General features: G+C 36.8%; 23 protein-coding genes, 1 tRNA gene, 1 rRNA gene and 1 other RNA gene. 9 read left to right on the forward strand and 17 right to left on the reverse strand.

Features of this window, described 5'->3' with window-relative positions; translation table 11 throughout:
• The 5 genes from KRR19_RS09605 to KRR19_RS09625 form a co-directional block, all read right to left on the reverse strand.
• A 16S ribosomal RNA gene (locus KRR19_RS09605) occupies window positions 1–77 on the reverse strand; the annotation flags it as partial.
• 518 nt (window positions 78–595) lie between these two features.
• On the reverse strand, window positions 596–1,192 hold the full coding sequence (gene recR, locus KRR19_RS09610) for a recombination mediator RecR (protein WP_216733606.1): 597 nt from the start codon (window positions 1,190–1,192) through the stop codon (window positions 596–598).
• A gap of 6 nt (window positions 1,193–1,198) precedes the next feature.
• Window positions 1,199–1,516 (reverse strand): YbaB/EbfC family nucleoid-associated protein, encoded by a 318-nt coding sequence (locus KRR19_RS09615; protein ID WP_002480398.1) that lies wholly within the window; start codon window positions 1,514–1,516, stop codon window positions 1,199–1,201.
• A 209-nt stretch (window positions 1,517–1,725) separates the two neighbouring features.
• Window positions 1,726–3,456, reverse strand: a complete 1,731-nt coding sequence (gene dnaX, locus KRR19_RS09620) for a DNA polymerase III subunit gamma/tau (RefSeq protein WP_156666698.1) — start codon at window positions 3,454–3,456, stop codon at window positions 1,726–1,728.
• A gap of 68 nt (window positions 3,457–3,524) precedes the next feature.
• Window positions 3,525–4,052: a GNAT family N-acetyltransferase gene (locus KRR19_RS09625; RefSeq protein WP_002480396.1), complete on the reverse strand. Its 528-nt coding sequence runs from the start codon at window positions 4,050–4,052 to the stop codon at window positions 3,525–3,527.
• Window positions 4,053–4,276: 224 nt separating this feature from the next.
• Here KRR19_RS09625 and KRR19_RS09630 point away from each other — a divergent pair, with 224 nt between their 5' ends.
• Window positions 4,277–4,468, forward strand: coding sequence for a hypothetical protein (locus KRR19_RS09630; protein WP_023014937.1), 192 nt, complete (start codon window positions 4,277–4,279; stop codon window positions 4,466–4,468).
• A 41-nt stretch (window positions 4,469–4,509) separates the two neighbouring features.
• Here KRR19_RS09630 and KRR19_RS09635 read toward each other — a convergent pair whose 3' ends face one another.
• Together KRR19_RS09635 and KRR19_RS09640 are read right to left on the reverse strand one after the other, a co-directional pair.
• Window positions 4,510–4,875, reverse strand: a complete 366-nt coding sequence (locus KRR19_RS09635; protein ID WP_023014936.1) for a hypothetical protein — start codon at window positions 4,873–4,875, stop codon at window positions 4,510–4,512.
• Between the two features lie 11 nt (window positions 4,876–4,886).
• A complete protein-coding gene (locus KRR19_RS09640) occupies window positions 4,887–6,059 on the reverse strand; it encodes a hypothetical protein (RefSeq protein ID WP_156666697.1) in 1,173 nt (390 codons plus the stop codon).
• A gap of 109 nt (window positions 6,060–6,168) precedes the next feature.
• Here KRR19_RS09640 and KRR19_RS09645 point away from each other — a divergent pair, with 109 nt between their 5' ends.
• Entirely contained in the window at window positions 6,169–6,570 is a 402-nt protein-coding gene (locus KRR19_RS09645) for a DUF1433 domain-containing protein (protein ID WP_023014934.1), read from the forward strand.
• Between the two features lie 88 nt (window positions 6,571–6,658).
• On the opposite strand, the gene KRR19_RS09650 is transcribed toward KRR19_RS09645, so the two are convergent.
• A complete protein-coding gene (locus KRR19_RS09650) occupies window positions 6,659–7,840 on the reverse strand; it encodes an MFS transporter (RefSeq protein ID WP_023014933.1) in 1,182 nt (393 codons plus the stop codon).
• A gap of 126 nt (window positions 7,841–7,966) precedes the next feature.
• On the opposite strand from KRR19_RS09650, the gene KRR19_RS09655 reads away from it, so the two are divergent.
• A complete protein-coding gene (locus KRR19_RS09655; protein ID WP_216733607.1) occupies window positions 7,967–8,875 on the forward strand; it encodes a LysR family transcriptional regulator in 909 nt (302 codons plus the stop codon).
• Between the two features lie 95 nt (window positions 8,876–8,970).
• Here KRR19_RS09655 and ffs read toward each other — a convergent pair.
• The 8 genes from ffs to gltB all read right to left on the reverse strand — a co-directional run bounded on the left by ffs (window position 8,971) and on the right by gltB (window position 20,185).
• An RNA gene (ffs, locus tag KRR19_RS09660) (signal recognition particle sRNA large type) lies at window positions 8,971–9,238 on the reverse strand.
• Between the two features lie 88 nt (window positions 9,239–9,326).
• On the reverse strand, window positions 9,327–10,049 hold the full coding sequence (treR, locus tag KRR19_RS09665; protein ID WP_483316486.1) for a trehalose operon repressor: 723 nt from the start codon (window positions 10,047–10,049) through the stop codon (window positions 9,327–9,329).
• Between the two features lie 42 nt (window positions 10,050–10,091).
• Window positions 10,092–11,738, reverse strand: a complete 1,647-nt coding sequence (gene treC, locus KRR19_RS09670; protein WP_002480391.1) for an alpha,alpha-phosphotrehalase — start codon at window positions 11,736–11,738, stop codon at window positions 10,092–10,094.
• Window positions 11,739–11,835: 97 nt separating this feature from the next.
• The gene (gene treP, locus KRR19_RS09675) at window positions 11,836–13,263 is read right to left on the reverse strand and encodes a PTS system trehalose-specific EIIBC component (RefSeq protein ID WP_002480390.1); all 1,428 of its coding nucleotides are present in this window, start codon (window positions 13,261–13,263) and stop codon (window positions 11,836–11,838) included.
• 138 nt (window positions 13,264–13,401) lie between these two features.
• Window positions 13,402–13,791: a VOC family protein gene (locus KRR19_RS09680; protein WP_061054935.1), complete on the reverse strand. Its 390-nt coding sequence runs from the start codon at window positions 13,789–13,791 to the stop codon at window positions 13,402–13,404.
• 178 nt (window positions 13,792–13,969) lie between these two features.
• Window positions 13,970–14,062 (reverse strand) — tRNA-Ser (locus KRR19_RS09685).
• A 135-nt stretch (window positions 14,063–14,197) separates the two neighbouring features.
• Complete coding sequence (locus KRR19_RS09690) at window positions 14,198–15,670, reverse strand: glutamate synthase subunit beta (protein ID WP_156666693.1); 1,473 nt, start codon at window positions 15,668–15,670, stop codon at window positions 14,198–14,200.
• Window positions 15,671–15,694: 24 nt separating this feature from the next.
• Entirely contained in the window at window positions 15,695–20,185 is a 4,491-nt protein-coding gene (gene gltB / locus KRR19_RS09695; protein ID WP_156666692.1) for a glutamate synthase large subunit, read from the reverse strand.
• Window positions 20,186–20,332: 147 nt separating this feature from the next.
• Between gltB and gltC the strand changes: the two genes are divergently transcribed.
• From gltC to KRR19_RS09725, 6 genes are all read left to right on the forward strand, one after another.
• Window positions 20,333–21,217 carry a glutamate biosynthesis transcriptional regulator GltC gene (gene gltC, locus KRR19_RS09700; RefSeq protein WP_156666691.1) on the forward strand — a complete coding sequence of 295 codons (885 nt, stop codon included), beginning with the start codon at window positions 20,333–20,335 and terminating at the stop codon, window positions 21,215–21,217.
• Window positions 21,218–21,415: 198 nt separating this feature from the next.
• Entirely contained in the window at window positions 21,416–21,811 is a 396-nt protein-coding gene (locus KRR19_RS09705; protein ID WP_002480385.1) for a hypothetical protein, read from the forward strand.
• A 95-nt stretch (window positions 21,812–21,906) separates the two neighbouring features.
• Window positions 21,907–23,019 carry a YibE/F family protein gene (locus KRR19_RS09710; RefSeq protein ID WP_002480384.1) on the forward strand — a complete coding sequence of 371 codons (1,113 nt, stop codon included), beginning with the start codon at window positions 21,907–21,909 and terminating at the stop codon, window positions 23,017–23,019.
• Window positions 23,016–23,798, forward strand: a complete 783-nt coding sequence (locus KRR19_RS09715; protein ID WP_105978209.1) for a YibE/F family protein — start codon at window positions 23,016–23,018, stop codon at window positions 23,796–23,798. The genes KRR19_RS09710 and KRR19_RS09715 overlap by 4 nt, the downstream gene beginning before the upstream one ends.
• A gap of 80 nt (window positions 23,799–23,878) precedes the next feature.
• Window positions 23,879–24,151: a hypothetical protein gene (locus KRR19_RS09720; protein ID WP_002480382.1), complete on the forward strand. Its 273-nt coding sequence runs from the start codon at window positions 23,879–23,881 to the stop codon at window positions 24,149–24,151.
• 358 nt (window positions 24,152–24,509) lie between these two features.
• Window positions 24,510–24,806, forward strand: coding sequence for a HesB/YadR/YfhF family protein (locus KRR19_RS09725; RefSeq protein WP_002480381.1), 297 nt, complete (start codon window positions 24,510–24,512; stop codon window positions 24,804–24,806).
• A gap of 89 nt (window positions 24,807–24,895) precedes the next feature.
• Here the strand turns inward: KRR19_RS09725 and KRR19_RS09730 are convergent, their stop codons facing one another.
• Window positions 24,896–25,903 (reverse strand): LysM peptidoglycan-binding domain-containing protein, encoded by a 1,008-nt coding sequence (locus KRR19_RS09730; RefSeq protein WP_002480380.1) that lies wholly within the window; start codon window positions 25,901–25,903, stop codon window positions 24,896–24,898.
• Between the last annotated feature and the right edge of the window lie 167 nt (window positions 25,904–26,070).

Raw genomic sequence — 26,070 nt, forward strand, 5'->3', positions numbered from 1 at the left:
TCGTCTGTTCGCTCGACTTGCATGTATTAGGCACGCCGCCAGCGTTCATCCTGAGCCAGGATCAAACTCTCCATAATAATTTATGATGTTTGACTAGCTCATAAAAACTAATTGTTTTAAAACGTCCTTAGGACGTTTGTTAATTTGGAATTAACGTTGACATATTGTCATTCAGTTTTCAATGTTCATTCGGTTTATTTTTCCGACTCACAAGAATCAATTATACTCTCTTAAAACTTCAAAGTCAACACTTTTTAAAAGTTTTTTAAGAAGTTTTTTCTATGTGATTGTTGAAGTTATTTGTTTCGTTCGTTCAACAGGTATTAACTATACTAGCTTCTGCGTTTTTTTGCAACCCTTAAAACCCATCTTTTTTCGCTCTTAAACTACTCGATGACGCTATTTTCCGTACTTTTATTCTGATGAAACTTGTAATGTTCGTTAAATATCCCCTTACATTTCTATAACCCTTCACAATCTCTTAACATTCCTCACAAAAAACAAACTTTATTTTTTTCTAAAAAAGTTTTAAAAAAGTGCAGAAGGGCATAATAAGAGGTTGAACCTCTAGTATTATGACACCTCTGCACTGATTTTACATCTCTGTTCTGCCAGCAATTGCGCGTGACAAAGTCACTTCATCTGTATATTCTAAGTCTCCGCCTACAGAAAGACCTTGCGCCAATCTTGTGACTTTAATACCGATTGGTTTCACAAGTCGAGAAATATACATTGCTGTCGATTCACCCTCTAAGTTAGGATTCATCGCAAGAATCAATTCTTTTACTTCTTCATCTTTTAATCGTTCTATTAATGAAGGAATATTAATATCCTCCGGCCCGATACCATCCATTGGAGAGATTGCACCATGCAATACATGATATAACCCTTTATACTCCCTCATTTTTTCCATTGCAATAACATCCTTGTCGTCTTCAACCACACAAATGACAGAACGATCTCTCTGTTTATCTTGGCAAATATAACAAGGGTCTTCTTCAGTAATATGACCACATGTACTGCAATATGTTAATTCACGTTTGACATCTACAAGTGCTTTTGCGAATTGAACGACGTCATCTTCTTTCATATCTAAGACATGAAATGCCAGACGTTGTGCCGTTTTCGGCCCAATGCCTGGCAATTTCATGAAACTATCAATAAGTTTCGAAATTGGTTCTGGATAATGCATGGCTTATCACATTCCAGGAATGTTCAAGCCTTTAGTGTGTTTGCCTAAGCGTTCTGATGTTAATTCATCTGCTTTATTCATCGCTTCATTTGTAGCAGCTAACACTAAATCTTGAAGCATTTCAACATCATCTGGGTCGACTGCTTCTTCATTGATTTCAACATCCACGACTTCTTTATGACCTGTTACAGTTACAGTCACCATACCGCCGCCTGCTGTACCTTTAACTCTTTCGTCTTTTAATTTTTCTTGCTCTTCAGCCATTTTCTTTTGCATTTTCTGCATTTGTTTCATCATTTGTTGCATATTTCCGCCACCGCGCATAATATAGTTCCTCCTTAGATTCTAGCTTTATTATTCAACATAAGTCTAAGATACAAGAGTTCAATCGTATTCAATCGATTTTTTTACTTATAATGGAAGAAACCCATTATTTACTCTCCTATCTCTTCTATTGATATGCAAATTATAACACAAAGCACACAGGTCTTTCGACAATGATGGTATCTGAAAGGCTGTGTGCTGTATTTACTTTATTCTTCATCCATGACATGAACAGTGTCTTCACCAAACATGTCTTTGGCTTTTTGAACAATATCATCTTGAGGTTCTTCTTGTTTCGTTTCTGTTTGGTTTGCTTGTTGATTACGTTTTCGATTTTGAAGATATTCAGAGCGTACTTGCATCCATTGGTCTGCAGGTACACCGACAACTGCAACATCTTTGTTGATAATACTGCGTACAACTTCTTCTAAGTTTTTACGTTTCTCATCATCGTCATTTACGATTTCACAATGAATCTCTGCTTCAAATTGAACCAAGACGCTTTTTTCACTCGCTGCGACTGGAATAGAGTTTTGCAATAAACTCACCAACGCTTTTTGATTGTGATTTTTCGCATGATCAATTACTTCTTGCCAATGCTCTTTTAATAATTGAATATCTTCTTTATTCGCATTATCTAGTACCTTCGCAATTTGCGTCATAGAGTAACTATTCTTACTCTTACGACGCCCTCTAGATGCTGTATGTTGCTTAGGTGGTGTGTTCACTTGTGGAACACCTTGTTGTTTTAAAGCGTGCAATTCTTGCTCAAGGTGTTCTAAACGTTGTAATAAAGCACTATTAACATCATTGGCACCTGCTGTTTGCGTTGCTTGCGGTTGATTCATTGAAGTTTGAGGCTCTGATGTTTTAGAAGCTCCACCCGCTTTAATCAATTCCGCCAATTTAACTAATAATACTTCAAAGTGTACGTTTTGATTTACACTAAAACGCACAGATACTAATGTATCATTAATTAAATCAATCATTTTATATAAGGTATCAAAGTCAAAGCCCATCAAAGCATCATATTCTGTTTGATTTTGGGCTGTTTTATTCATAATCGTATCACGTACAAAGTAAATCAGATCATTAATCAAACGATTGACTTCCTTACCGTCTTCTATAAATTGATGATAGCGTGCAAAAGCTGCTTTCACTTCTCCATTTGCGACATCATTTAATAAAGCATTCAGAGAAGCTTCATCTACACTACCAGTTACATTCAACGCATCTTGCAATGTTAAGTGTTCATCACCGAATGCAATCGCTTGGTCCATGATACTCAATGCATCACGCATACCGCCTTCTGAAGCTTTCGCAATAAACGCAATCGCTTCTTCATCGAATTCAATATGTTGAGATTCCGCAACATAACGCAAACGATCAATAATTTGATCTAAACTGATAGCTTTGAAATCAAAGCGTTGCGCACGTGAAATAATAGTAGGCGGAATTTTATGCGGTTCCGTTGTCGCCAGAATAAAAATAGCATGTGCTGGCGGTTCTTCTAACGTTTTTAACAACGCATTAAATGCACCCGTTGTCAGCATATGCACTTCATCGATAATATAGACTTTATATTTTGATTGTGATGGTGCGTATTTCACTTTATCTCGTATGTTTCTGATTTCATCGACACCATTATTACTTGCTGCGTCAATTTCAATGACATCTGAATTAGAGCCTTGCGTAATACTCTTACAAATGTCGCATTCATTACAGGGTTCTCCGTCAACGCTGTTAGGACAGTTGATTGCTTTCGCAAATACTTTCGCAATACTCGTTTTCCCAGTCCCTCTAGGACCGCTGAAAATATAAGCATGCGATTGTTTACCTTTAGCAATCGCGTTACGGAGCGTCTTAGTTACATGCTCTTGTCCAACCACATCACTGAAACTTTGTGGTCGATACATTCTATATAAAGCTTGATAATTCACTTTCGCACCTCCGAATACAAATCATCATTATTATAGCACGCAGACAGGATGCAATGCGATGATAGAAATCAAACTTCATTTTCAAAGATTAACTGTCCTTGTGGATGCGCATCTAAAGTATCCCACAATAGATAAACACTATATTGATCTATATCTTCGCCCTCTGGAACTTCTACACTGAAATTACTTAAAGGGATAAAACCGAGCGATCTAAAATAATCTGGTTCACCCTCTACAATAATTTCATTATAGCCAGCCTCTTTTGCTCGGCTTTCTACTGCTTCTACCAAAGCCTTGCCGATTCCATATTCTCTATAATCCTCTTTCACAGATAATGAACGTATCATTAAAGGGCGCTGTATATCTTCTTCATTTCGAATCAACTCTTGCATCATCAAAATATGACCGACGATTTCATTATCATCAGTACGCGCAATCATTTCAAAATCATGATTATAGTTAGGCAAGCGTCTTAATTCACGCAAACTATCTTCGTAATATTCCCCTTCGAAGAGCCCTTCACTATCTTTTTTGTCTTTTAAGTGTGCAATCACTGGATAATCGTTTTCTGTTACTGTACCTAGAAATATCTGCATACGTTCCCCTCCGTTATTCAGTAAAAAGTAATAAGTACATTATAACGTAACTTACTTTTTTCTCTTATTAATATGGGTTTATGCATTTTCGTCAATCGCTAAAAACCCATGACGCTCCTTTTTTGAAGAAATTATATAATATTTGTAAAATTAATGTAAATTATGTGATAAGATATGAGTTAACTAAGTCAGCATTGTCAAAATCCATTAAGGGGGCGACACACATGGTAATGAAAAATAAAGCTTATACCCTTTTAGGCATCGTGTTTATTGTATTGTGTCTAGCCAATTTTGTTGTTTTGTATAATATATGGGCAGTTCTGCCAGGCTTGATTTGTGGCATCGTCTTTTTACGCTACGGTATTCAATTCAAAAGTGCAGAAGAAATTTTAAAAACTAAAAGCAAAGAAATATAAAACATGCGATATGTCTCAAATATAGAGATATATCGCATGTTTTATAACCAAGAATAGGTTTTACAACTATCAAGCGCTCTTTTTACTAATACTTGTCCTATACATATCTTCGATTTAATTTTCTCTAATTCACCTATTGCTTTATCCGCCATTTTACCCTCTGCTGCTTCATTAATTTCACCACTAAAAGCATTAATATCCTGAAATAATAAATGCAATTCCTCTTCTATATCGCTTAATTTTTCTCTTTCATCACGGATCATCTGATCAGTCTCTTTTTTCATTTGCATTTTTAATGACATCAAGTAAGCTTGTTCTTTTGCAAATTGAACCCCTTCTTCTATAGTTTCTCCTGTTTTTCCAGTCACATCTTCAACTGTTTCTATTAATTCTTTTCTAATATACATACTTATCTCCTCTAGTTCAAACCAAACTTTTCACTTAAATCCATTTCTAATGTATGCATTTCTTTTGTATTGGTTTCTAAGTGATTGGCAAATTGTACAATTAAACTTTTAATTTTTTTCAAACTGTCTGCACTTTCCTCGAACTCTAATCCATCATAAAAGTCATAGTGTTCTGTTTTAGAAAGCTCTTGCATATAATTTTCAATATCACTTCTACTAATATACTCAAATCCGCCATTAGAAATTTTTTCTGCATATTTACTTTCTATTGCTTTAGCTTGTATTTTAGTTTCATCGATATAGTTTTCTAATTCTTTTAAAGCAACTCCAATAAATTCAACCTTACTCGGTAATTTTTTGGATATATTATATAACATCTCATAATCCATTTTTATAACAATATGGTCTCCATCGAATAGATAGGTATCCAATCCATGACCTTTAATCGTCTTGTAGTGTGTGTGTTTGTCCTGTATCGCAAATTCTTTACCAATAATGGGATGCAAAAATTCAATCGTTCCAATTAAATCTGTATTATGAGAGTAATCAATAAAACGACTAGCATATTTAGAATTATTAAAATTCTTTTTGATTTCTGGTGGTAATAGACTAAAACTATTAGGAGCTGAAAAAGTTCTGACCTGATCAAAATCGAACATTACACCCACAGGCACAATACCAGCACCACCTAAACTGTGTCCGGTACCATATTTGTACTTAAGATTATACTTTTCAATCACTGATTTGACCCAAATTGCACCTTCATCAAATTGATTAATTTTAAATGAATTTACTTTACCTATTTCAGTTTTAGGACTTTTAATTTCCACATTTTCTAAATCACTATACTTTTTTATTTTTGGGGTTGAGTAATTTATCTGTAACGGAAGCGCATTCGCCACTAAAATGTGTACATCAGCTTTAATATCCGCACCCTTATCTTCAAATAAGTTCGTTCCAGCAAAAGCAAAATACATTTCATCTTTATCTACTGAACCATCACTTCTCACTGGCGCAACAGCCATTGCTTTAAAACCATTCTCATGATCAATACGCGAAGACATTACTTTAAACGTTTGTTCTTTATGACTAATTGATACTGTGAAGTCTTTTTCGAACCCTTTTATATTATAGACTTTTGAAGATAATTCATGATAGGTTTTATCCTTTTGGTATAGTTTCATTATTCCACCTCTTTAGGTATACTTATTAATAAGTATTATACATCTTGATATTACAATACGCTATTATATTTTTTATGTATAAATAAAATTAATCTGCGAAAGGTACAATATGAAACAAAAACTATTATTCTATATCTCCATCATTATTATTTTAATATTTATAGTTTGGAAAGGATATGAATGGAAAATGCAACATGATATTGAACAAGAAAGATTTGATAAACTTAAAAATGAAATCACTCTATATTTGAAATATAATTTAAATAGCTTCAAAAGTGTTAAGTTCACTAAAACAGATATTGACCCTCTCGGTTTTTACGTTGTTGAAGGTTATGTGAATAATAATAAAGGCATGAGATTTTCCGCTAGTAAAGATGGTACTAATTCTCAATATTATGAAGGTAACATAGGCGGTAGTGAAACATTCATGAAGCTATTAAAAAAAGACAGAAAATCCATTCCTGAAATTGAAAAAGAAATTCGCAATTCCAAAAACAAAGGACTCCAATAATTAAACATTAGAGTAAATAATTGAAAAACGTCTTATAAAGCATTCAATCTAGTGGCTGCTTTATAAGACGTTTTTTGTATTATCTTGATTAATATTCTATTGTTTTATGTTTGCGACCATGCATGAAATAATAAAGCGCAATTACACCAACTAGTAATAATGCCATTAACATATAAAGGTTTCGATAGCCTACACTACCAATTAAAATGCCGAGTAACGTTGGACCAGCACCAGCACCTAAATCCGCAAAGATATAGAATGTTGAAGTCGCAAGTCCAATCTTTTCAGGTGGTGAGGCTTGAATCGCAATCGTTTGGAAAGATGGAATTAATGTACCATAACCAATACCGATGAATATAGCTGAGAATAATAACATCCAGCTGCTATGCGTCACACTTAATAACACTAAGCCAATGACGAATAGTACTAACACAGGATAAACAACTTTATTCGCACCATAATTATCGAACACTTTACCTGTAATCGGTCTGACAACGAACGTACTAAATGCGTAAACCACAAAGAAGAAACTTGCGGCAGCCGCTAAACCAATGTGACTGGCATACGAATCTAAGAATGCGAGTACGCTTGAATATGCAATCCCTACAAAGACAATGACAATAGAAATCGGTATGGCCTGTTTTTGTAGAAATTGGCCGATGCCTTTAGCTGAATTCACTTCTTTATTCTCTGCATCTACCATAGGTTGTCTAATATTAGAGATAAAGAGTGATAAAACTCCAGCAAGTAAGATACAGATTAAACATACAATGAAGTTACTTTCAAAACTGAAGCGTTGGTTGATTAAAATACCTAAGAAAGGACCAATCGCTGAAGCTACTGTTGTACTTAGTGCGTAATAGCCGATACCTTCACCTTTTCGATCTTCTGGCACAATCGTAGATGAATACGTTCCTGTTGTTGTAGAAGCCATCCCAAATGCGATACCATGGATTAAACGAACAATGATTAAAATAAATAAGCTATGAATAAGGAAATACAACGCTATGGCCACAAATGAAAAGACCAAACTTGCTAAAAGTGTCTTTTTCAAATTAAGCTGATCAATATATTTCCCAGTAAATAAACGCCCGAATAACATTCCAATAATAAAGATACCAGCAGCTAAGCCACCCATACCTTCTCCCGCATGGAAAGTATCTATTGTAAAAGAAGTAACAGTTACGATTAAGGCGTAATGAATGATATACATTAAGAAGTTAATCAATGTAATAAATATAAAATCTTTCGTCCACAAATGACGATACATATTTGTACACTCCCTCTATACGTCACAAAATTTTCAATGAAACTATTATAATCATAAATAACACTAATGTATAATGGAATTTATTAATGTTTTCATAAGCAGAACTAATGAATAAGAGGTATAGTTATGAATTTCACACAGTTATATTATGTTAAAACAATCACTGAAACAGGTTCAATTACAAAAGCAGCAACCTTATTACATATCACGCAATCCGCGTTAAGTCAGTCTATCTCTCATTTAGAAGACGAGTTAAATTTAAAGCTGTTTCAACGTCAAAAAAGCGGTACGACTTTAACACCGCAAGGCAAAGAAATATATCCCTTCATCTTAGATCTGTTAGAACAAGAATCCACACTTTACGAGAAAATTGAAACTTTGAATTCAGAAATGAAAGGGACCCTTTCAGTTGCTACAGTTCCAAGTTTATTTATGACTATCGTCCCAAGTGTAATGTCTACATTTAAAAGAGACAACCCCAATATTGATGTACAAATTACTGAAGCTGAAAATGATGAAGTTCAACGTTTAGTTGTCAGCGGAGAAGCTGACATCGGTTTATATACTATCTTAAAAGAAGAAGACTTAGACGTACGTGGTGCACGTTATGCGCCATTATTCTCTAGCGGTTTTACCGCTATTGTCCCAAGTGACTCTAAACTTGCTTACTATAAACAACTTTCACTAGAAGATATCAAAGGCTTCCCATTCATCCTATATGATCGTAACTTTTATAAAAAGAACATCCAAAATTTCGAAGAAAAGAATGGTTCAATCAACCTTTTATTTTCCACAGAAAACGTCGGTGTATTATTCAATTCTGTTGCGGAAGGCTTAGGTATCAGTATTCTGTCGGATTTAATGGTAGAAAGCACACCTTATTATCAACGCGATATGATTACTACAGTTTCTGTAGGTGCGCCATTTAATCAAATGATAGAATACGGAGTCCTTTATATGGAAGATTCCGAGAAACAAAAACAGATTTCAGAGTTCACGAAGTATTTAGTTAAAGCTGCTCATGACAACCATTAAATAATCCAAATTAAAAAGTGCTTTCATAAGATAAGTTTCAACCTACCTTATGAAAGCACTTCTTTATATATTCGTTCATTATAGACATAAAAAAACCGCGCAACTTTGCTTTGAATGTGTATCATGAACGTTACCAAAGTCGACAGCTAAATCTCGGCTACCCTACGGCACATATGATAATCCACTTAATGCTGCTTCCGTCAGGACCTGACATGATTCATGGGTTCATATTGCATAGGACCGAAATCTTCAAACACCTCGTGCTTTGGGCAGACTTCACAAGTACACACCCTAGGCAAAGTATTCAGTCTCGCATAAGCGGATTTCGAGAATAGGGAACCGCTACCTCCCCACCTAGCACGGCAAGTTATATCTTACTATATATTAAGCAGGTAATGCAAGTATTAATGATTTGTAAATCTCCCTCTTAATAAGTGCTTCATTTTCTTTCTTATCTTCTTGAGAAATCCACAAATCTGAATTCAGTCGCAATATGTTTTGCGATATTGTATTGGAATTTCGTTGTATCTTTTAAATGCACGACACCTCTGACGGTGGCAGTGTAAGGTGGATTTACTTGTCCGAAAGCTTCATATTCCGCTTCTCCAAACGCCTCAAACGTAATGGCCTTACTAGAATAACTAATCTCTTGTTTAAGTTGTTGCTCAATATATTCATAAAGCGAATTCTTCACAATCGTTTCTGTTAAACCTGGAACGACAGCTTCCACCAAGTAATCTTCATCTATAATTTTGACTCTGCCATCCATTTTACGATAACGCACAAGATGCCACAACACGGCATTGTTAGTTAAATCTAGTGCTTCTTGGACAGCAGGAACTTCTTGTGCTCGTACAGTTTCTAATAATTTCACTTCTGTTTCTAAAGTAATCCCTAAATTTTGTTGGACCTCTTTGAAACTTGTCAGCTTAGAAAATGGAAATTCTTTAACACCTTGATAAATCACAATTGAGCCTTTGCCTCTGATTTTTTGAATCATACCTTCACTGACCAATAAATTCAGTGCACGACGTACTGTTTCACGAGAAGCGTGATACATTGTGACCAAATCATGTTCAGAAGGCAGTTGTGTCCCATATTCCAACTTTTCATTTACAATTTGCGTTCTTAAATCATCATAAATCTTGGTGAATTTCTTCGGTTTCGTCATCATCGTTCTCACTCTATCCTTCATTCGTCTTAATCGTTATAGTGCCTAGTTATCCTCTTGTGCAATGACAATCGCACCATAACCTTCAATTTCTCCATCTACAATCGTACCGCGCTCTAAAACAACCTCTCCTGTTGTTTCAAGATCTTCTGGTAATAAAGCCGCTTCTTTACTAAAGTTTGCGATTACCAACCATTGTTGATTTTGATACGTACGACGATAAATCATTAATTGCTTATCATCCATATATAATGGCGTTATATCTCCATACGTTATAATATCATGTTCATGACGTAAGCGGATTAATTCACGGTATGTTTGTAAAACAGAATGTTCATTTTCAATTTCATCTTCAACATTAATATAACGTGCGTTGTCTGGAATATCAATCCAAGGTGTACCACTTGTAAAGCCAGCATTTTCAGCCGGTGTCCACTGCATAGGTGTACGTGAATTATCACGAGATTTTTGCGCAAGAATCTGCATAATACGTGCTTCTTCTACACCTTGTTCTTTTAAATTACGGTACGCGTTCAACGATTCAACATCGCGATATTGATCAATACTTGTGAAATGCGGATTAGTCATTCCGATTTCTTCACCTTGATAAATATAAGGTGTCCCTTGCAGCATATGCAGTGCTACAGCTAACATTTTCGCACTCTTTTGACGTAATTCCTCTGTTGAATCATCTCCAAAACGAGAAACAACACGGGGCTGATCGTGATTGCACCAGAAGATTGCGTTCCAACCGCCGCCTTCATGAATACCCACTTGCCATTCCATCAAAATGCGTTTAAGTGCTAAGAAATCATAATCTGCATACGTCCATTTTTCACCATTCTCATAATCTACTTTTAAATGATGGAAGTTAAACACACTATTTAATTCTTCACGCTCTGGTTTCGTATACTTAATACAATTTTCAATCGTAGTTGAAGACATTTCTCCGACTGTCATTAAGTCTTTGCCTCCGAATGTTTCTCGATTCATTTCATGAATGAATTCATGTACACGTGGACCATCTGTATAGAACTCTTTCCCAATCGCTTCAGAATCTTTGAATTCATCTTTGGAAATTAAATTGATAACGTCAAAGCGGAAACCATCTACACCGAAATCAATCCAATAATTGATCATGTCGTATAATGCTGCTCTCACTTCAGGATTTTCCCAGTTCAAGTCTGCTTGCGTCACGTCAAAAAGATGTAAGTAATATTCATCGGTTTTTTCATCATACTTCCATGCATTACCCCCAAATTTTGACTCCCAGTTTGTCGGAGGCGTACCTTCTTTTGCGGGCTTACGGAAGAAGTAATAATCACGATATGGATTTTCTTTTGATGAAATCGCTGATTTAAACCACTCATGTTCTGTTGACGTGTGATTGATGACGATATCCATCATCACTTTTAAATTATGCGCATGCGCTTCATCTAGTAAACGTCTTAATTCTTCTTTCGTTCCGAAGTCTTCATTAATATTATAGTAATCACTGATATCATAACCATTGTCATTCATCGGTGATTGATACACTGGTGTTAACCAAAGGTAATCGACACCTAAATACTCTAGATAATCCATCTTTTCAATAATCCCGTTTAAATCTCCTACACCATTTCCTGTCGTGTCATTAAATGATTTTGGATAAATTTGATAAACAACAGACTTTCTCCAATCGTTATGTTTCATAGTATGATCACCTTTTCCTCTCTCTTTATAAAAAAACAGAACACCTTTTATATGATGTTCTGTTTTTTAAACGTACGTTTTATATATCTATAATAACTTAATCTACCATTTCTTTTGCTTTTGTTTTCGCAAATTTTGAGAAGATGACTGTTAGAATGGCTGGTACAATCACCGCAATAACTGTACAAATCGCATAGACTACCCAATATTCTTTTTGGATAGAAATGATTGCGGGCACACCGCCGACACCAACGTTACCTAATACTTTGCTGGCACCGATGAAAGCACCAAGCACACCTGATGTTAAAATTGCCGCAACAAATGGATATTTTAATGGAATGTTTACCCCGAACATTGCAGGTTCTGTAACACCTAGTAAACCAGACACACTTGATGTAATCGCTAAACCTTGTTCTTTCACCATCTTACGACGTTTGTAGACGTACCAAGCACCAAGCGCTGCTGAACCTTGACAGATATTTGAAATCGCAAGAATCGGCCATAAGTATGTCCCTTTTAATGAGCTACCCATTAATTGGAAGTCCACAGCTAAGAACATGTGGTGCAAACCTGTAATTACAAGCGGTGCGTAGAATAAGCCGTAAATCGCGCCGCCTAACCAACCTGCGCGGTTGAATAAGAAAGTAACGACATCTGTAATACCTGTACCAATCCATAAAGCAATCGGTCCAATAACTAAGAATGCAAGGAACCCTGTTACTAATAATGCGATAGGGCCTACAACTAACATCTTAATTGAGTCATGAACGACTTTGTTTAAACCTTTTTCAATTTGTGCTAAAACATAAGACGCTAATAATACGGGTAATACTTGTCCTTGATAGTTTAACTGTTTTACATCTAATCCGAAGATATGCCAAACAGGAATCTTAGATCCTTCATTTAAAGCATATTGTGATACCAATTGCGGATGCATTAAGACAAGTCCTAATACTAAACCAAGTACTGGGTTACCACCGAATACACGCATACTACTCCAACCAATCAACGCTGGCAAGAAGATAAAAGCTGTTGTCGCAATCACGTTCACAATGTCTGCGAAGTCATGAATTTGCGGGAATTGTTTCACTAATGGTTGCGGACCGAATAAGTCCTCCATTGTTAAAAGGTTATAAATCCCCATTAATAAACCGGCAGTTACGATAGCTGGTAAGATTGGGATGAAGATATCCCCTAATAATTTTACGAGTCTCTGCAACGGATTACCTTTTTTCGCAGCCGCTGCTTTTACTTCATCTTTAGAAGCTCCTTCTTTACCGACTTCATTCATAAAACGTTTATATACTTCATCGACTGTCCCTGGGCCAATGACAATTTGATATTGATTATCCGCTTTAAATTGTCCTTTAACGAGCGGATTCTCGCTTAATTCATCCTTATTTACTTTATCATCATCTTTTAATACTAAACGTAATCTCGTGACACAGTGCGTCGCTGTCTCTAAGTTTTCAGCTCCCCCGATTGCTTCCACAATCTGTTTAACATCTTTATCTTTTACAGCCATCTGACTCACTCCCTTTATTTTATCTTTGAATCTATTGTACTTGTCTAGACAAGTTATGTAAAGGCTTTCATCAGAAATATTTTTAAAAAAGCGATAATCCTACAAAATGATTACCGCTTCTTCGCTAAAACACCATCACTATGGACGCTCTATAATTTGAATTAAATTACCGCAAGTATCATCAAACACCGCAAACTTTACACCATTTCCCATATCCATAGGTGCCATGGTGAACCCTACACCTTGTTCTTTTAAATTTTGATAAGTTGCTTGTACATCCTCTACATCAAACATCGTGCAAGGAATCCCTTCTTGCTTCAGACCATCTTGATAAGCCTTTGCGACAGGATGTTGATTAGGTTCTAATAATAATTCAGTGCCTTCAGGATTCTCTGATGATACAACTGTCAGCCATCTGTATTCTCCCGCAGGTTCGTCTGCATGTTTTTGAAATCCTAATACTTCAGTATAAAATTTTAATGCATGGTCTTGATCTTCCACAAAAACACTTGAAACTTTAATTTCCATATGAGTGTACCTCCGTTGTTTCGTCACTCTTTCATTCCTTAATTTTGCACAATTTAAACCTATAGTTGAACCAAACCCTATAACGTTGAAGTTATAACAGAAACTAAAAAGGCAATCATTCAACGTAACAGTTGAGTGATTGCCTTTTTATATCTATTAGTCTTGGATTTAAAAATAATGGCGGAGGAAGAGGGATTCGAACCCCCGCGAGCCGTTAAGCCCCTGTCGGTTTTCAAGACCGATCCCTTCAGCCGGACTTGGGTATTCCTCCAAAATAAGCACAAGAACTATTATATGATATTTATAAAAAGAAGTCAACATTGCTTAAAAAATTAATGTTAAGTTTTGTGAGAATGACGCAAAATTAAAACACACAGCCATTTGATTATAGCTGTGTGTTGTATTATTAACTGAATACAGTTTGTTTTTGTAGATATTTGTGTACAGCTTTCGCAACACCGCGTCCTTCTTTAATCGCCCAAACGACTAAACTTTGACCACGTCTCGCGTCACCTGCCGCAAAGATATGCGGTTGACTTGTCGCATAATCTTTATCATTCGCAACGATACTGTTACGTTCTGTTTTTAAGTTAAAATCATTCGGTACGGTATTTTCAGTACCGATAAAGCCAATTGCTAACAAGACTAAGTCAGCTGGCCAATGACGTAAAGTATCATTCATTTCTGTTGAACCATCTGGTAGTTGTCGCAATGTTTGTGTATACACACCACGTACATTACCAAGCTTATCAACGTCGTAACGCATAGAGTTTTCACCATATGCACGTGGTTCAAAACCGAATTTTTCTTCGTATTCACTATGCGCATAATCCATTTTAAAGACTGGCATAGACATCGGCCAATATGGATTACCTTCTATTTCATAACGCTCTGGTAATCTTGTGAACTGGTTGAACTGTACAATAGATTTACAGTTTTCACGTAAAGCTGTTGCGACACAGTCGGCACCTGTATCACCGGCACCGATTACAATCACATTTTTACCTTCTGCACTGATTGTCGCATCTTCTGGTTTCAATTCACCATTTAAGATTTGTGTTTGTTCTGTTAAATAATCTAAGGCAAAATGGATACCTTGTCCCATACGGCCTTCAAGCGGTAAATCTCTCGCTTGATGTGATCCAGTACAAACGATAATCGCATCAAATTGTTCATCTAACGTTTTCCGGGAAATATCGACACCAACTTCAGTATCAGTGACAAATTTCACACCCGCTTCTTCCATCAAATGAACTCTGCGACGAACAACTGCTTTATCCAATTTCATATTTGGAATACCGTACATTAATAAGCCGCCTGGTTCATGTGCACGTTCATAAACTGTCACATCATACCCCTTCGCATTTAATTCATCCGCAGCTGTTAAACCAGCAGGTCCACTTCCGACAATCGCAACGGATTGTCCTAAGCGTTTCTCTGGTACGCGCGGTTGTACCCATCCATTTTCAAATGCTTCATCAATAATCGTTCTCTCAATCCCCTTGATTGCGATCGACTCTCGATTAATTTTCATCACACACGCTTGTTCACAAGGTGCTGGACAGACACGTCCTGTAAAGTCAGGGAAGTTATTAGTTTCAGAGAGACGTTCATAAGCCTCTCTGAAATCACCGTGATAAACTAAATCGTTCCATTCTGGAATATAGTTACCGATTGGACAACCGATTGTTTGTCGTCCTAAACTTTGACCTGTTTGACAAAACGGTGTACCACAATCCATACAACGCGCACCTTGACGCTGTGCATCTTCTTTAGTGAAACGCTGCTGGAATTGAAGATGGTTCGTTAAACGCTCTGCTAACGAAAGTTCCGGCAGTGCTTGTTTGTCATATTTCATAAAACCTTTGAATTCACCCATATCTAAACACTCCTTCTTATTTCGTTAATAAACAACTGAGAATGGTCCTTCTAAGTCTGTTGCTTTACGTGTATCGTAGAAGGCATTCAAAATTGCTGCTTTAGAATTGTCTGCTTTACGTTCTTGATCTTCAATTTTATGCATCATTAATTTGTAGTCTTTTGGAATAACTTTGACAACTTTTTGAGCCACATGATCAAAATCAGCTAATACTGCTTTGGCTTTTTTGCTGTCTGTGTATTGAACATGTTCTTCTAACATGTCTTTAATAATTGAAAATTCTTCTGGTTCAGTAATGGTATCGAAATCAAGTGTTGGTAATGCATTGTACGATTTGAAGTGTTCCACATCATCAGGGAAGATGTAAGCGACACCGCCACTCATACCTTGACCGAAGTTGTCACCGACATTACCTAATACGATGACACGACCGCCAGTCATATACTCTAAACCATGATTTCCGATACCTTCTACAACTGCATGAACACCACTGTTTCTGATACAGAAACGCTCACCGGCATAACCGTTAATAAAGGCTTTACCGCTTGTAGCGCCGTAGAAGCATACATTACCGACAATAATATTTTCTTCACGTTCTTCATTTGGCGCATTAATGATAATCTTACCTCCGGATAAACCTTTACCAACATAGTCATTGGCATCACCTGTATGATGAATTGTTAATCCTGAAGGTGTAAATGCACCGACACTTTGGCCTGCATGGCCTGTAGTTTCAACATAGATTGTATCTTCGGGTAAACCTTCCGCTCCATGTGCGCGAGTAATCAAGCTGCCGGCAGTTACGCCTACATCACGTTGCTCATTGCACAACTTATATGTCCCTCTAAATAAAGTACCGTCTTGAATTGCTGCTTCAGCATCCGGAATCAATTCTGTTTGATCGAAACCTTTTTCTAAGTGATGCTGTTGCTCAATTTGTTTGAATGTCGGTCCTTCATTTTGATAAAGCAACGGTGCCACATCAAGTGAACGTGCTTTTTCATTAGCTACCGAATGATTTGCTTCTAATAAATCAGTTCGGCCAATCAATTCTTCAACAGAACGTAGACCAAGTTCAGCGAGTACTTCACGTAATTCTTGTGCAATAAAGTGCATAAAGTTAACAACGTGATGTGCACGACCGTTAAAGAGTTGACGTAAATCTTCGTTTTGTGTAGCCACGCCGACAGGACATGTATCTTTATGGCACACACGCATCATGACACAACCTAAAACAACTAACGGTGCTGTCGCAAAACCAAACTCTTCAGCACCCAATGCACAAGCATAAGCAACGTCATGTCCAGTTAATAACTTACCGTCTGTTTCTAAACGGATACGTGAACGTAAATCATTCATCATTAATGTTTGATGCGTTTCTGCTAGACCGATTTCCCAAGGCAATCCAGCATGTTGAATACTTGTTTTAGGTGAAGCACCTGTACCGCCGTCATAACCGCTGATGACGATTTTGTCAGCAAAGGCTTTGGCAACACCTGCCGCAATTGTACCGACACCACTCTTAGATACTAATTTCACAGCGATATTCGCTTGAGGGTTCGCATTCTTCAAGTCATGAATCAATTGCGCTAAGTCTTCAATTGAGTAAATATCATGATGAGGTGGTGGTGAAATCAAGCCGATACCTGGCGTTGAACCACGTACTTCAGCAATCCAAGGATAAACTTTCGTACCTGGCAACTGTCCGCCTTCCCCTGGTTTAGCACCTTGTGCGACTTTAATTTGAATTTCAGTCGCATGTTGTAAATAATCACTTGTTACACCGAAACGACCTGATGCAACTTGTTTAATTGTACTTGTATAATCTTCACCTTCTGGACCTTTCACATAACGTTCAGGGTCCTCTCCACCTTCACCGCTGTTACTCTTACCGCCAATTAAGTTCATCGCTTCCGCTAAAGTTTTATGTGCTTCGGCAGAAATTGAACCATAACTCATAGCACCTGTATTGAATCGGTGCACAATATCTTCAATCGGTTCAACCGCATCAATACTGATCGGTGTACGTGATTTGAATTTCATTAAATGACGAATACGATCAGTACGTTGGTGATTCACTGTTTTTGAATACTCTTTGAACATGTCATAGTCATTTTCACGACATGCATGTTGCAGCAACCTAATGGTAGTTGGGTTGAAAGCGTGATATTGACCTTGTTGACGCCATTGGAACGTACTGCCTGATTCAAGATGTTCTTCTTTACGACCTTGACGTTTTTTATTTTCTTCATCAATCAAATCAATCGTTAAACCAGATAACTTAGATTGAGTACCTGTAAAGTATTTATCGATGACGTCATGTGATAAACCGACTGCTTCAAAGATTTGTGCACCTTGATAACTTTGAACCGTTGAAATACCCATTTTAGACATGACTTTAATAACCCCTTCAGCTAACACGTCTGTATAAGTTTTCACTTGTACTTCAACAGGTCCGGATAATTCACCTTGTTCTACCAATGCCGCAATTGTTTCTTGTGCTAAATAAGGTACAACTGCGTTAGCACCATAACCTAATAAACAAGCGACATGGTGGACTTCGCGGATTTCTCCACCTTTCGCAACTAAACTTGTTTCTTGGCGTAAATCTTCAGTAATCAACGCCTGATGCAAGTAGCTGACTGCAAGTAAAATCGGAATCGCGTAGCCAGGTTCATCACGTAAACTGCTGTCATCTAAGACTAAAATGTCATAACCCGCTTTAACCGCTTCAACCGCTTTCTCTCTCAACACTTCTAGCGCATCTTCTAAGCTACCACTATATACTGTAGATAAATGTTTCGCACGGAATGGTCCGTTCTCTGCTACTTTTAATTGCGCTTCTGTTAAAACAGGATGTTTCAATTGAAGACGATTCAACGCATCTGTATCAGGTACAAGCAAGTTACCTTCTTTACCTAAGTATGACAATTCACTTGTTACGATTTTTTCACGATACGCATCAATTGGCGGATTCGTAACTTGTGCGAATAATTGTTTGAAGTAATTGAATAACGATTCAGGACGTTCATTCAATACCGCAAGCGGGGCATCATAACCCATCGCACCGATTGGATCTTTCTTACCACGTACTAATTCAGCCATATATTTATGAATTTCTTCACGTGTATAACCGAATTGTTTTTGTAAACGTTCAACCGTTTCAAAATCCCAACCTTTTGATTCAAACGGCACTTCCAAATCTAAATCGACTTTATGTTTTTTCAACCATGTTTCATAAGGCAACTCGCTTGCAATTTCTGCTTTCAACATATGGTTATGTACCACTTCGTGTTTATCAAAATCAACAAGTAATAAACGACCTGGATTCAAGCGACCTTTAAACGCAACATCTTCTTCCTCTACATCGATTACACCGACTTCAGAAGAGAAGATAATATAGTTGTCTTTCGTAACTGTATAACGACCTGGACGTAAGCCGTTACGGTCAGTCAAAGCACCGATTTTGTCACCATTACAGAAAGCAATCATCGTTGGGCCATCCCATGGTTCCATCATATAACTGTAGTACTCATAAAAAGCACGGACAGCACTTTGGTTAGCTTTGCTGTATTGCCATGGTTCAGGCACTAATAACATCGCAGCTTTCTCAGGTTCCATCGCAAGCGATAAAAACTCAAGCGCATTGTCGACAATTGCAGAGTCACTGCCGTCTACATCTAATACAGCATGTACTTTTGGTCGATCATTTTCATCAAAAATGGTTTCAACTAAACGTTTCTGACGTGCACGCATCCAGTTGACATTGCCTCGAATCGTATTGATTTCACCATTATGCATCAACAAACGGTTAGGATGGGCACGTTTCCAACTAGGAAATGTATTCGTACTGAAACGAGAGTGTACTAAACCTAATTTAGATTCATAATCAGGATGATTTAAATCTTCATATAATCCTTTAATTTGGTCAGAACGTAACCAACCTTTATATACAATTGTTTTCGGAGATAAACTTGTGAAGTATAGTTCCAACTCTTGTTCATCACCGTAAAATTCAATTTGTTTACGTGCGAGATATAAGCGTTTCGCCGCATCTGCACTATGATTTAAATCGATAAAGACCTGTTGAATGACCGGCATTGTTTCAGCAACATGCGGTGCAACAGCTGAAACATCCACAGGCACATCGCGATACCCGATCACGCGAAGACCTTCAGTTTCAAAATAGGCTTTAAAGATTGTTTCGTGTCTTGAACCTGCAATGCGTTCATTAGCGAAAAAGAAACCGACAGCGTAGTTACCTTCTTCAGGTAAGTCTAAGTCTGTCTGTTCTTTGAAAAATTTAAATGGAATTTCAGTCATAATTCCTGCTCCATCACCAGTCATCCCGTCAGCACCGATTCCCCCACGGTGATCCAAACGGCGCAGCATTTCTAGTGACTTAATGACAATATCATGCGATCGTAAATTGTCCATGTTTGCATAAAATCCTATGCCGCAAGCATCATGTTCGTTTCTTGCATCGTACAAACCTTGATTCTGCTCATTTACCATGCTTGCTCCTCCTTTAAATATGCGTTGTATGAATTTTCAGATTATTATCGATAACTATTATAATATAGGAGGGTATTCTTCTGTTCAATTCAAAAATTAGATGATATCATTCTAATAATTAGAACATTAAGTGTGGTGCAGAAAATCATGGAATTTAAACAACTTAAATACTTCATTGAAGTTGCTAAAAGAGAACATTTATCTGAAGCTGCTTTAGAACTGAACATTGCGCAATCAGCCATCAGTCGCCAAATTTCACAATTAGAAGAAGAGTTAAATACAAAACTATTCAGAAGAGAAGGCAGAAATATTTATTTAACCGAAGCTGGTCAACGCTTTATGACCCAAGCAACGAAAATTGTCGAACAAACTGAACAAACTTTAAATATGTTTCGACACGAACAAGAAGCTGAAGCTAAACGTATTAAAATCGGTTATGTCGAAAGCTATGTCTCACAACTCTTAACTTTACTCATACAAAAATTTGAAAAAGAACATACAACAACACTCCTCCCTATGAGGCAATCAAATAAAACATTATTAAAATCAACTCTGAATCGTGATTTAGATGTAGCATTTGTTGATTTAACTTCTTCATTAAAGAAATATAATGAAATTGAAATCATACCGTTATTCGAAGATAACTATCAATTATATGTGCCAAAACAAGATCCATTAACTGCGACAGTCAATCCGCCTTTAAAACAACTGAATACACAACCGATATTTTTAATGGCAGATTTACCTCAGCCACTGATACATCTTCTTGAAAACACAGCGAAATGTACTACATATCGTATTTCAACTGAACGTTTAGCAAACTATTTATTGAGACATCATCGCGGTTATGTCATTACACCACAATATATTGCTTTACCAGAAAGCGAACAGTTTGTACGTTTAAGCCTAGCGCACACAGAACTCAAACGAACGTTAAGCGCAATCGTCAGAAAAGATAATCATAAACCAGAACTGACTGCTTTACTCAAAGAAATTACTACCCTGCTTTCTCATACTTCGGTTTATCATTAAAATGAACAATAATATTCTGTTCTTATTAAAACCTCTACGACATGTCGATATAATTCGGCGCACCGTAGAGGTTTCTTTGTTTGTTAATTTTGACTCTTAAATCATTTGAATTTCTATTAAACAAACGCTTCCAAAAATGACTACTTTATTATAGATTTAAAGTTATAATACAAATAAAAGATAGAAAGGAACTTTTCAATGCGTTACAAACTTAAAGAAAAAGATTTATTAGAATGTTTGAAACTTCATCATCCAGAACATGAATTTAAAGAGGGACGCTTACTCGTCGGTCAAAACAAACGTAACAATTTAGAAATTTATTATTTAGGAGAAGAAGATTTTTTCGCAGTGGTGACGGTTGATTTCTTCACTTTTGATTTCCTTGAAATAGCACTCGTAGACAAGACAAGCATTGATGAAATTTATTTGAAAGATGGTTTGCTGTATAGAAAAATGTTTGTGAAGGTCGGCGATGAAATCGTGAAATATAGTACATCTCGAATGTTGCTCACGGACTTCCAACAAGCACATTATAATAAGTTCATTGACGGACAAAAAGAACGTGTTATTTATAAAGATGGAAAGTTTTTGTAAAAATAATATATTTGAAATCATTGGCATTCTGCTTCCATTAAGCTTATAATCACGTTGTTAATATTTGATTGAGAATCTTAGAAAGGGTGACGATTATGTCATTCAAACAAAGACTGCATCAGCCGTTTTCTTGGGTGTTGATCAGCTTTGCGGTTATTTTTATCGCAAGTCTGCTATTCACATTATTTAATGCCCGTTTTTACCACATGCCTATTGGTGAAATTACAAAAATTCATCACCAAAAGTCGGTTGATGTAACGGATGAACATCATAATCAAGATACAAAATATACGGAACAGCTTAACTTCAAAGTATTAAATGGAAAGTTCGAAGGTCAAACCGGAACCATTAAGCACACTTATTATCAATCACAAGTGGACTCTGAAAAGTTTCATGTGCATAATAAAGTGCTGTTACATATTAATAAGCATCCGAATGATGCGACGATTATAGAAAAGAAACGCGATACATTAGTGGTAGCCATCACTGGTATCTTCTTACTGATAGTATTATGGGTTGGCCGCAAAGTCGGCATACAATCAATTTTATCGCTGATTATTAATAGTGGCGCTATCTTAGGCGCCATTGCGATTCACAATGCGGTACCCTCAGTCAGCCTCTTTTGGTTAATGAGTTTGGCAGTGATACTAGCAACTGTCATTACATTACTGTTAGTCACAGGTTGGCATTGGCGGACACTCATTACCGTTATCAGCACTCTATTCGGCACCTTTATTTGTGTCGGTATTGCAGAGTTGGTGATTCAAGCTACAGGCGGTTCTGGTATTAAATATGAAACGATGGATTTACTGACATTACCGCCTAAAGAAGTCTTTATGGCTTCAGTAATTGTCGGTACATTAGGCGCTGTGATGGATGTAGCAATTACTATCGCAAGCGGTATGTATGAAATCAAAGAACGTACACCTGCGATTGATTTAAAAAGATGGGCACTAGCCGGCCGACATATCGGCCAAGATATTATGGGTACGATGACTAACATCTTACTCTTCTCTTATTTAGCAGGCAGCTTGCCGATGATGTTGATCTATTTAAGAAACGCCAATACGATTACCTACACTATTTCTATGAATTGGTCATTAGAAATTGCACGTGCGCTCATTGGCGGAATTGGTATTGTGTTAACGATACCTGTCACGATTTTATTAATGGAACTCTGGGTGAAAGTAAGGGGTGAGCAAACATGAATGCGGTAGTTATTTTAGCCTTAATTCTTTTGATTTTAATGATCATCTTCGGTGGTAAAAAAGGCGCCATTTCTTACGCCATGTTATTTCTGAACTTTGTCTGTGTATTGCTTGCTTTGATTGCGATTGTATTGCAGTTACCCATTCCGATTATCGCTTTAATCTTCTGCATAGTAGTCGCAAGTTTGAACTTATTTGGTTTAAATGGCAATAATGTTAAAACACAAGCTGCCTTTTATAGTACTTGTATTACGACACTTGTTTTATTAAGCGCAATATATCTAGCCGTGGCATTCGGTCATTTACAAGGGTTTGCGGCCGAACAACAAGACGAAACCTACGTTTACTCTATGAATATCGGTATTAACATGGTTCAGTTTATGGTCTTCACCACCTTGCTTGCGGTCATTGCGGCAGTAGTAGACCTTGCCATAACAATCAGTTCACCAATGTATGAATTAAGCGAAACGAACCCTGAATTGAATCGACGAGAATTGTTTAAGTCAGGCATGCGCATAGGCAGAGAAATTTTAGCTACTTCCGCAAATACCATTTACTTAGCATATTTTGGCGGCCAATTAACGTTATTCTTTTGGTTCTTTAAATTGAATTACTCTTTCGGCCATATCATTAACTCTAAAATATTCGCACAAGAATTTGTTTCTATCCTATTTGGAGGCATCGCGGTCGCGATGAGTATACCGATTACCGCCTGGATAACTGCTTGGCTAATCAAACGTCAAACAAAAGTTAAAGTCGTTCAGACTACACAAAACTAAGGTGAGTCAATCTATCGTCATACATTTTGCGCAATGTTATAATGTGTAGGTATCTAATCAGGATAGGAGGTTTATTTTTCATGGCAAAACAACCTAAATCAAAATTACGTCGTTTATCTAATACGTTAAATATTGTCGGTTATGGTATTGAAGCTTATAATGCTTATGCCTATGATTCTAAAAATCGTAAATTATCAAGCATCGGTTTAGCGATTAACGTCACAGGAGGCATTCTTGATTTCTATACAGCATTAAAATCAGGACGCTTCCTTACAAAAGTATTCTCTTTCGCAAACTTGGCAACAGTCGTTGTCACTTCTTATAACCGCTTCAAATCATTAAAATCAAAATAAATTTAAAATGAAGGCTCTATTTTATGTCACTTGGATATAAAATAGAGCCTTCATTTTTTCGATGATACAACTTATTCCACTTATTCTATTTGAAGTTCCACTGAATTAAATCGCTGTCTTTGGTAGTTATGACAACCTATTCATCCAACTTAACACACAAAGTTTCACTTTCATTCAACTAATTTGTCCAATCTATTACAACTGATTATCAATTCATTTTTTAATAGCTTTAAATACAGATTGTGCAAGACTTTTCTTCAAAAGACTGCTATAATCGGTGGTAAATAGAGATATATTTCAATAGTACTTCTGCCTATCGACACAGTTTAGTATGCAGCAACACCTAGGAGGTAACAACATGAAACTTCAAATCACTGACGAAGCATTGAAATGGTTTAGAAACGAATTAGACTTAGAGCCAGGAGATAAGGTCAACTTCTACGTACAAGCTTATGTACACACTGGTTTACATGAACATTTTACAACTGCATTCAAGATTGAACCGCATGACAAAAACGCATCTGTATCAGTTACAGTCGACCGCATCACATTCTATATCAACGATTCTGATGAATGGTTCTTCAAAGGGCTAGACTTATTAGTAGATTACAACTCTGAAACAGATGAAATTGAATACAAAAGCACAAAACTATAAAATAACGAGAGGTATTGGTATAACCAGTTCCTCTCGTTTTTCATATTAAAAACCCAGAGGCCTATCCACCTCTGGGTTTAACATCCAAATTAATGAATGAAATTATAATAGCCGACTTGGCTTGCTGGAATTGTACGGTAAGTTGTGTAACCTGGGTTGCCTGTAAAGTTCATTTCAGACACCAATACACTGCCGTCACCATTAATACGTTCTACGAAAGCAACATGGCCGAAGTAACCTGCATCTGATTGTAAGATTGATCCTACTGTCGGGTTACGGTCTACTGTGTAACCATCTGCACGTGCTGCGTTGTCCCAATTGTATGCATGCCACCAGTAAGTACTGATTGGTTTGCCGATTTGAGCACGACGGTTAAATGTATGCCATGTACATTGACCCCAGTCGTATAAATTAGAGTGATTGAAAACTGGTGAATAGTATCCACCTGTTGATGTTGATACACCTGGTGATGGCGAATTTGTATTCGCTGCAGTTGTACCTGTCACTTTTAATTTTTGGCCTGGATAAATAAAGAAGTTATTCAAACCATTTAAACTCATAATGTTTTGGTAAGTTGTACCGTATTTAGATGCAATCAATGATAATGAATCACCTGGTTGCACTGTATATACTGAACCACCTGAAACACGTGTCGTATTAGAAGTTGTCGTACTGTTAGATGCTGTACCTGACACCTTCAATACTTGTCCTGGATGAATTAAGAAACCGTTTAAACCATTTAATCGCATAATATTTTGGTAAGTTGTACCGTATTTAGACGCGATTAATGATAATGAATCACCCGGTTGTACTGTATAAGTTGAACCACCTGACACAGATGATCCACCTGAAGTACGTTGACTGCTTGTATTAGCAGAACCAGCTACTTTTAAGACCTGATTCGGGAAGATTAAGTTTGAACTTAAGTTGTTTAATGATTTAATGTTCGCAATTGACGTATTATGACGTTGAGCAATTGACCATAAAGAGTCACCAGCTTGGACTCTATAAGTCGTAGCTGCATCTGCAGCTCCAGCTGTTGCGATAGCGGAAACCGCACTTGTTCCTACAACAGCAGCAATAATTTTCTTTTGCAATGGAAATGCCTCCTGACAATAGTATATTCTCTCTTTCAGTCTTGAATCTTCTGTTCTGCCCCAACAGAAGTTCAATAACCGTTTTCTCTCTTTTCCACCTATACACTTAATTATTATACACATCATTGAGCAAGGCTATATTATTATTAGATGACATTTGTATTACA

The organism is Staphylococcus sp. CWZ226, assembly GCF_018986355.1.
Classification (GTDB): Bacteria; Bacillota; Bacilli; order Staphylococcales; family Staphylococcaceae; genus Staphylococcus; species Staphylococcus simulans.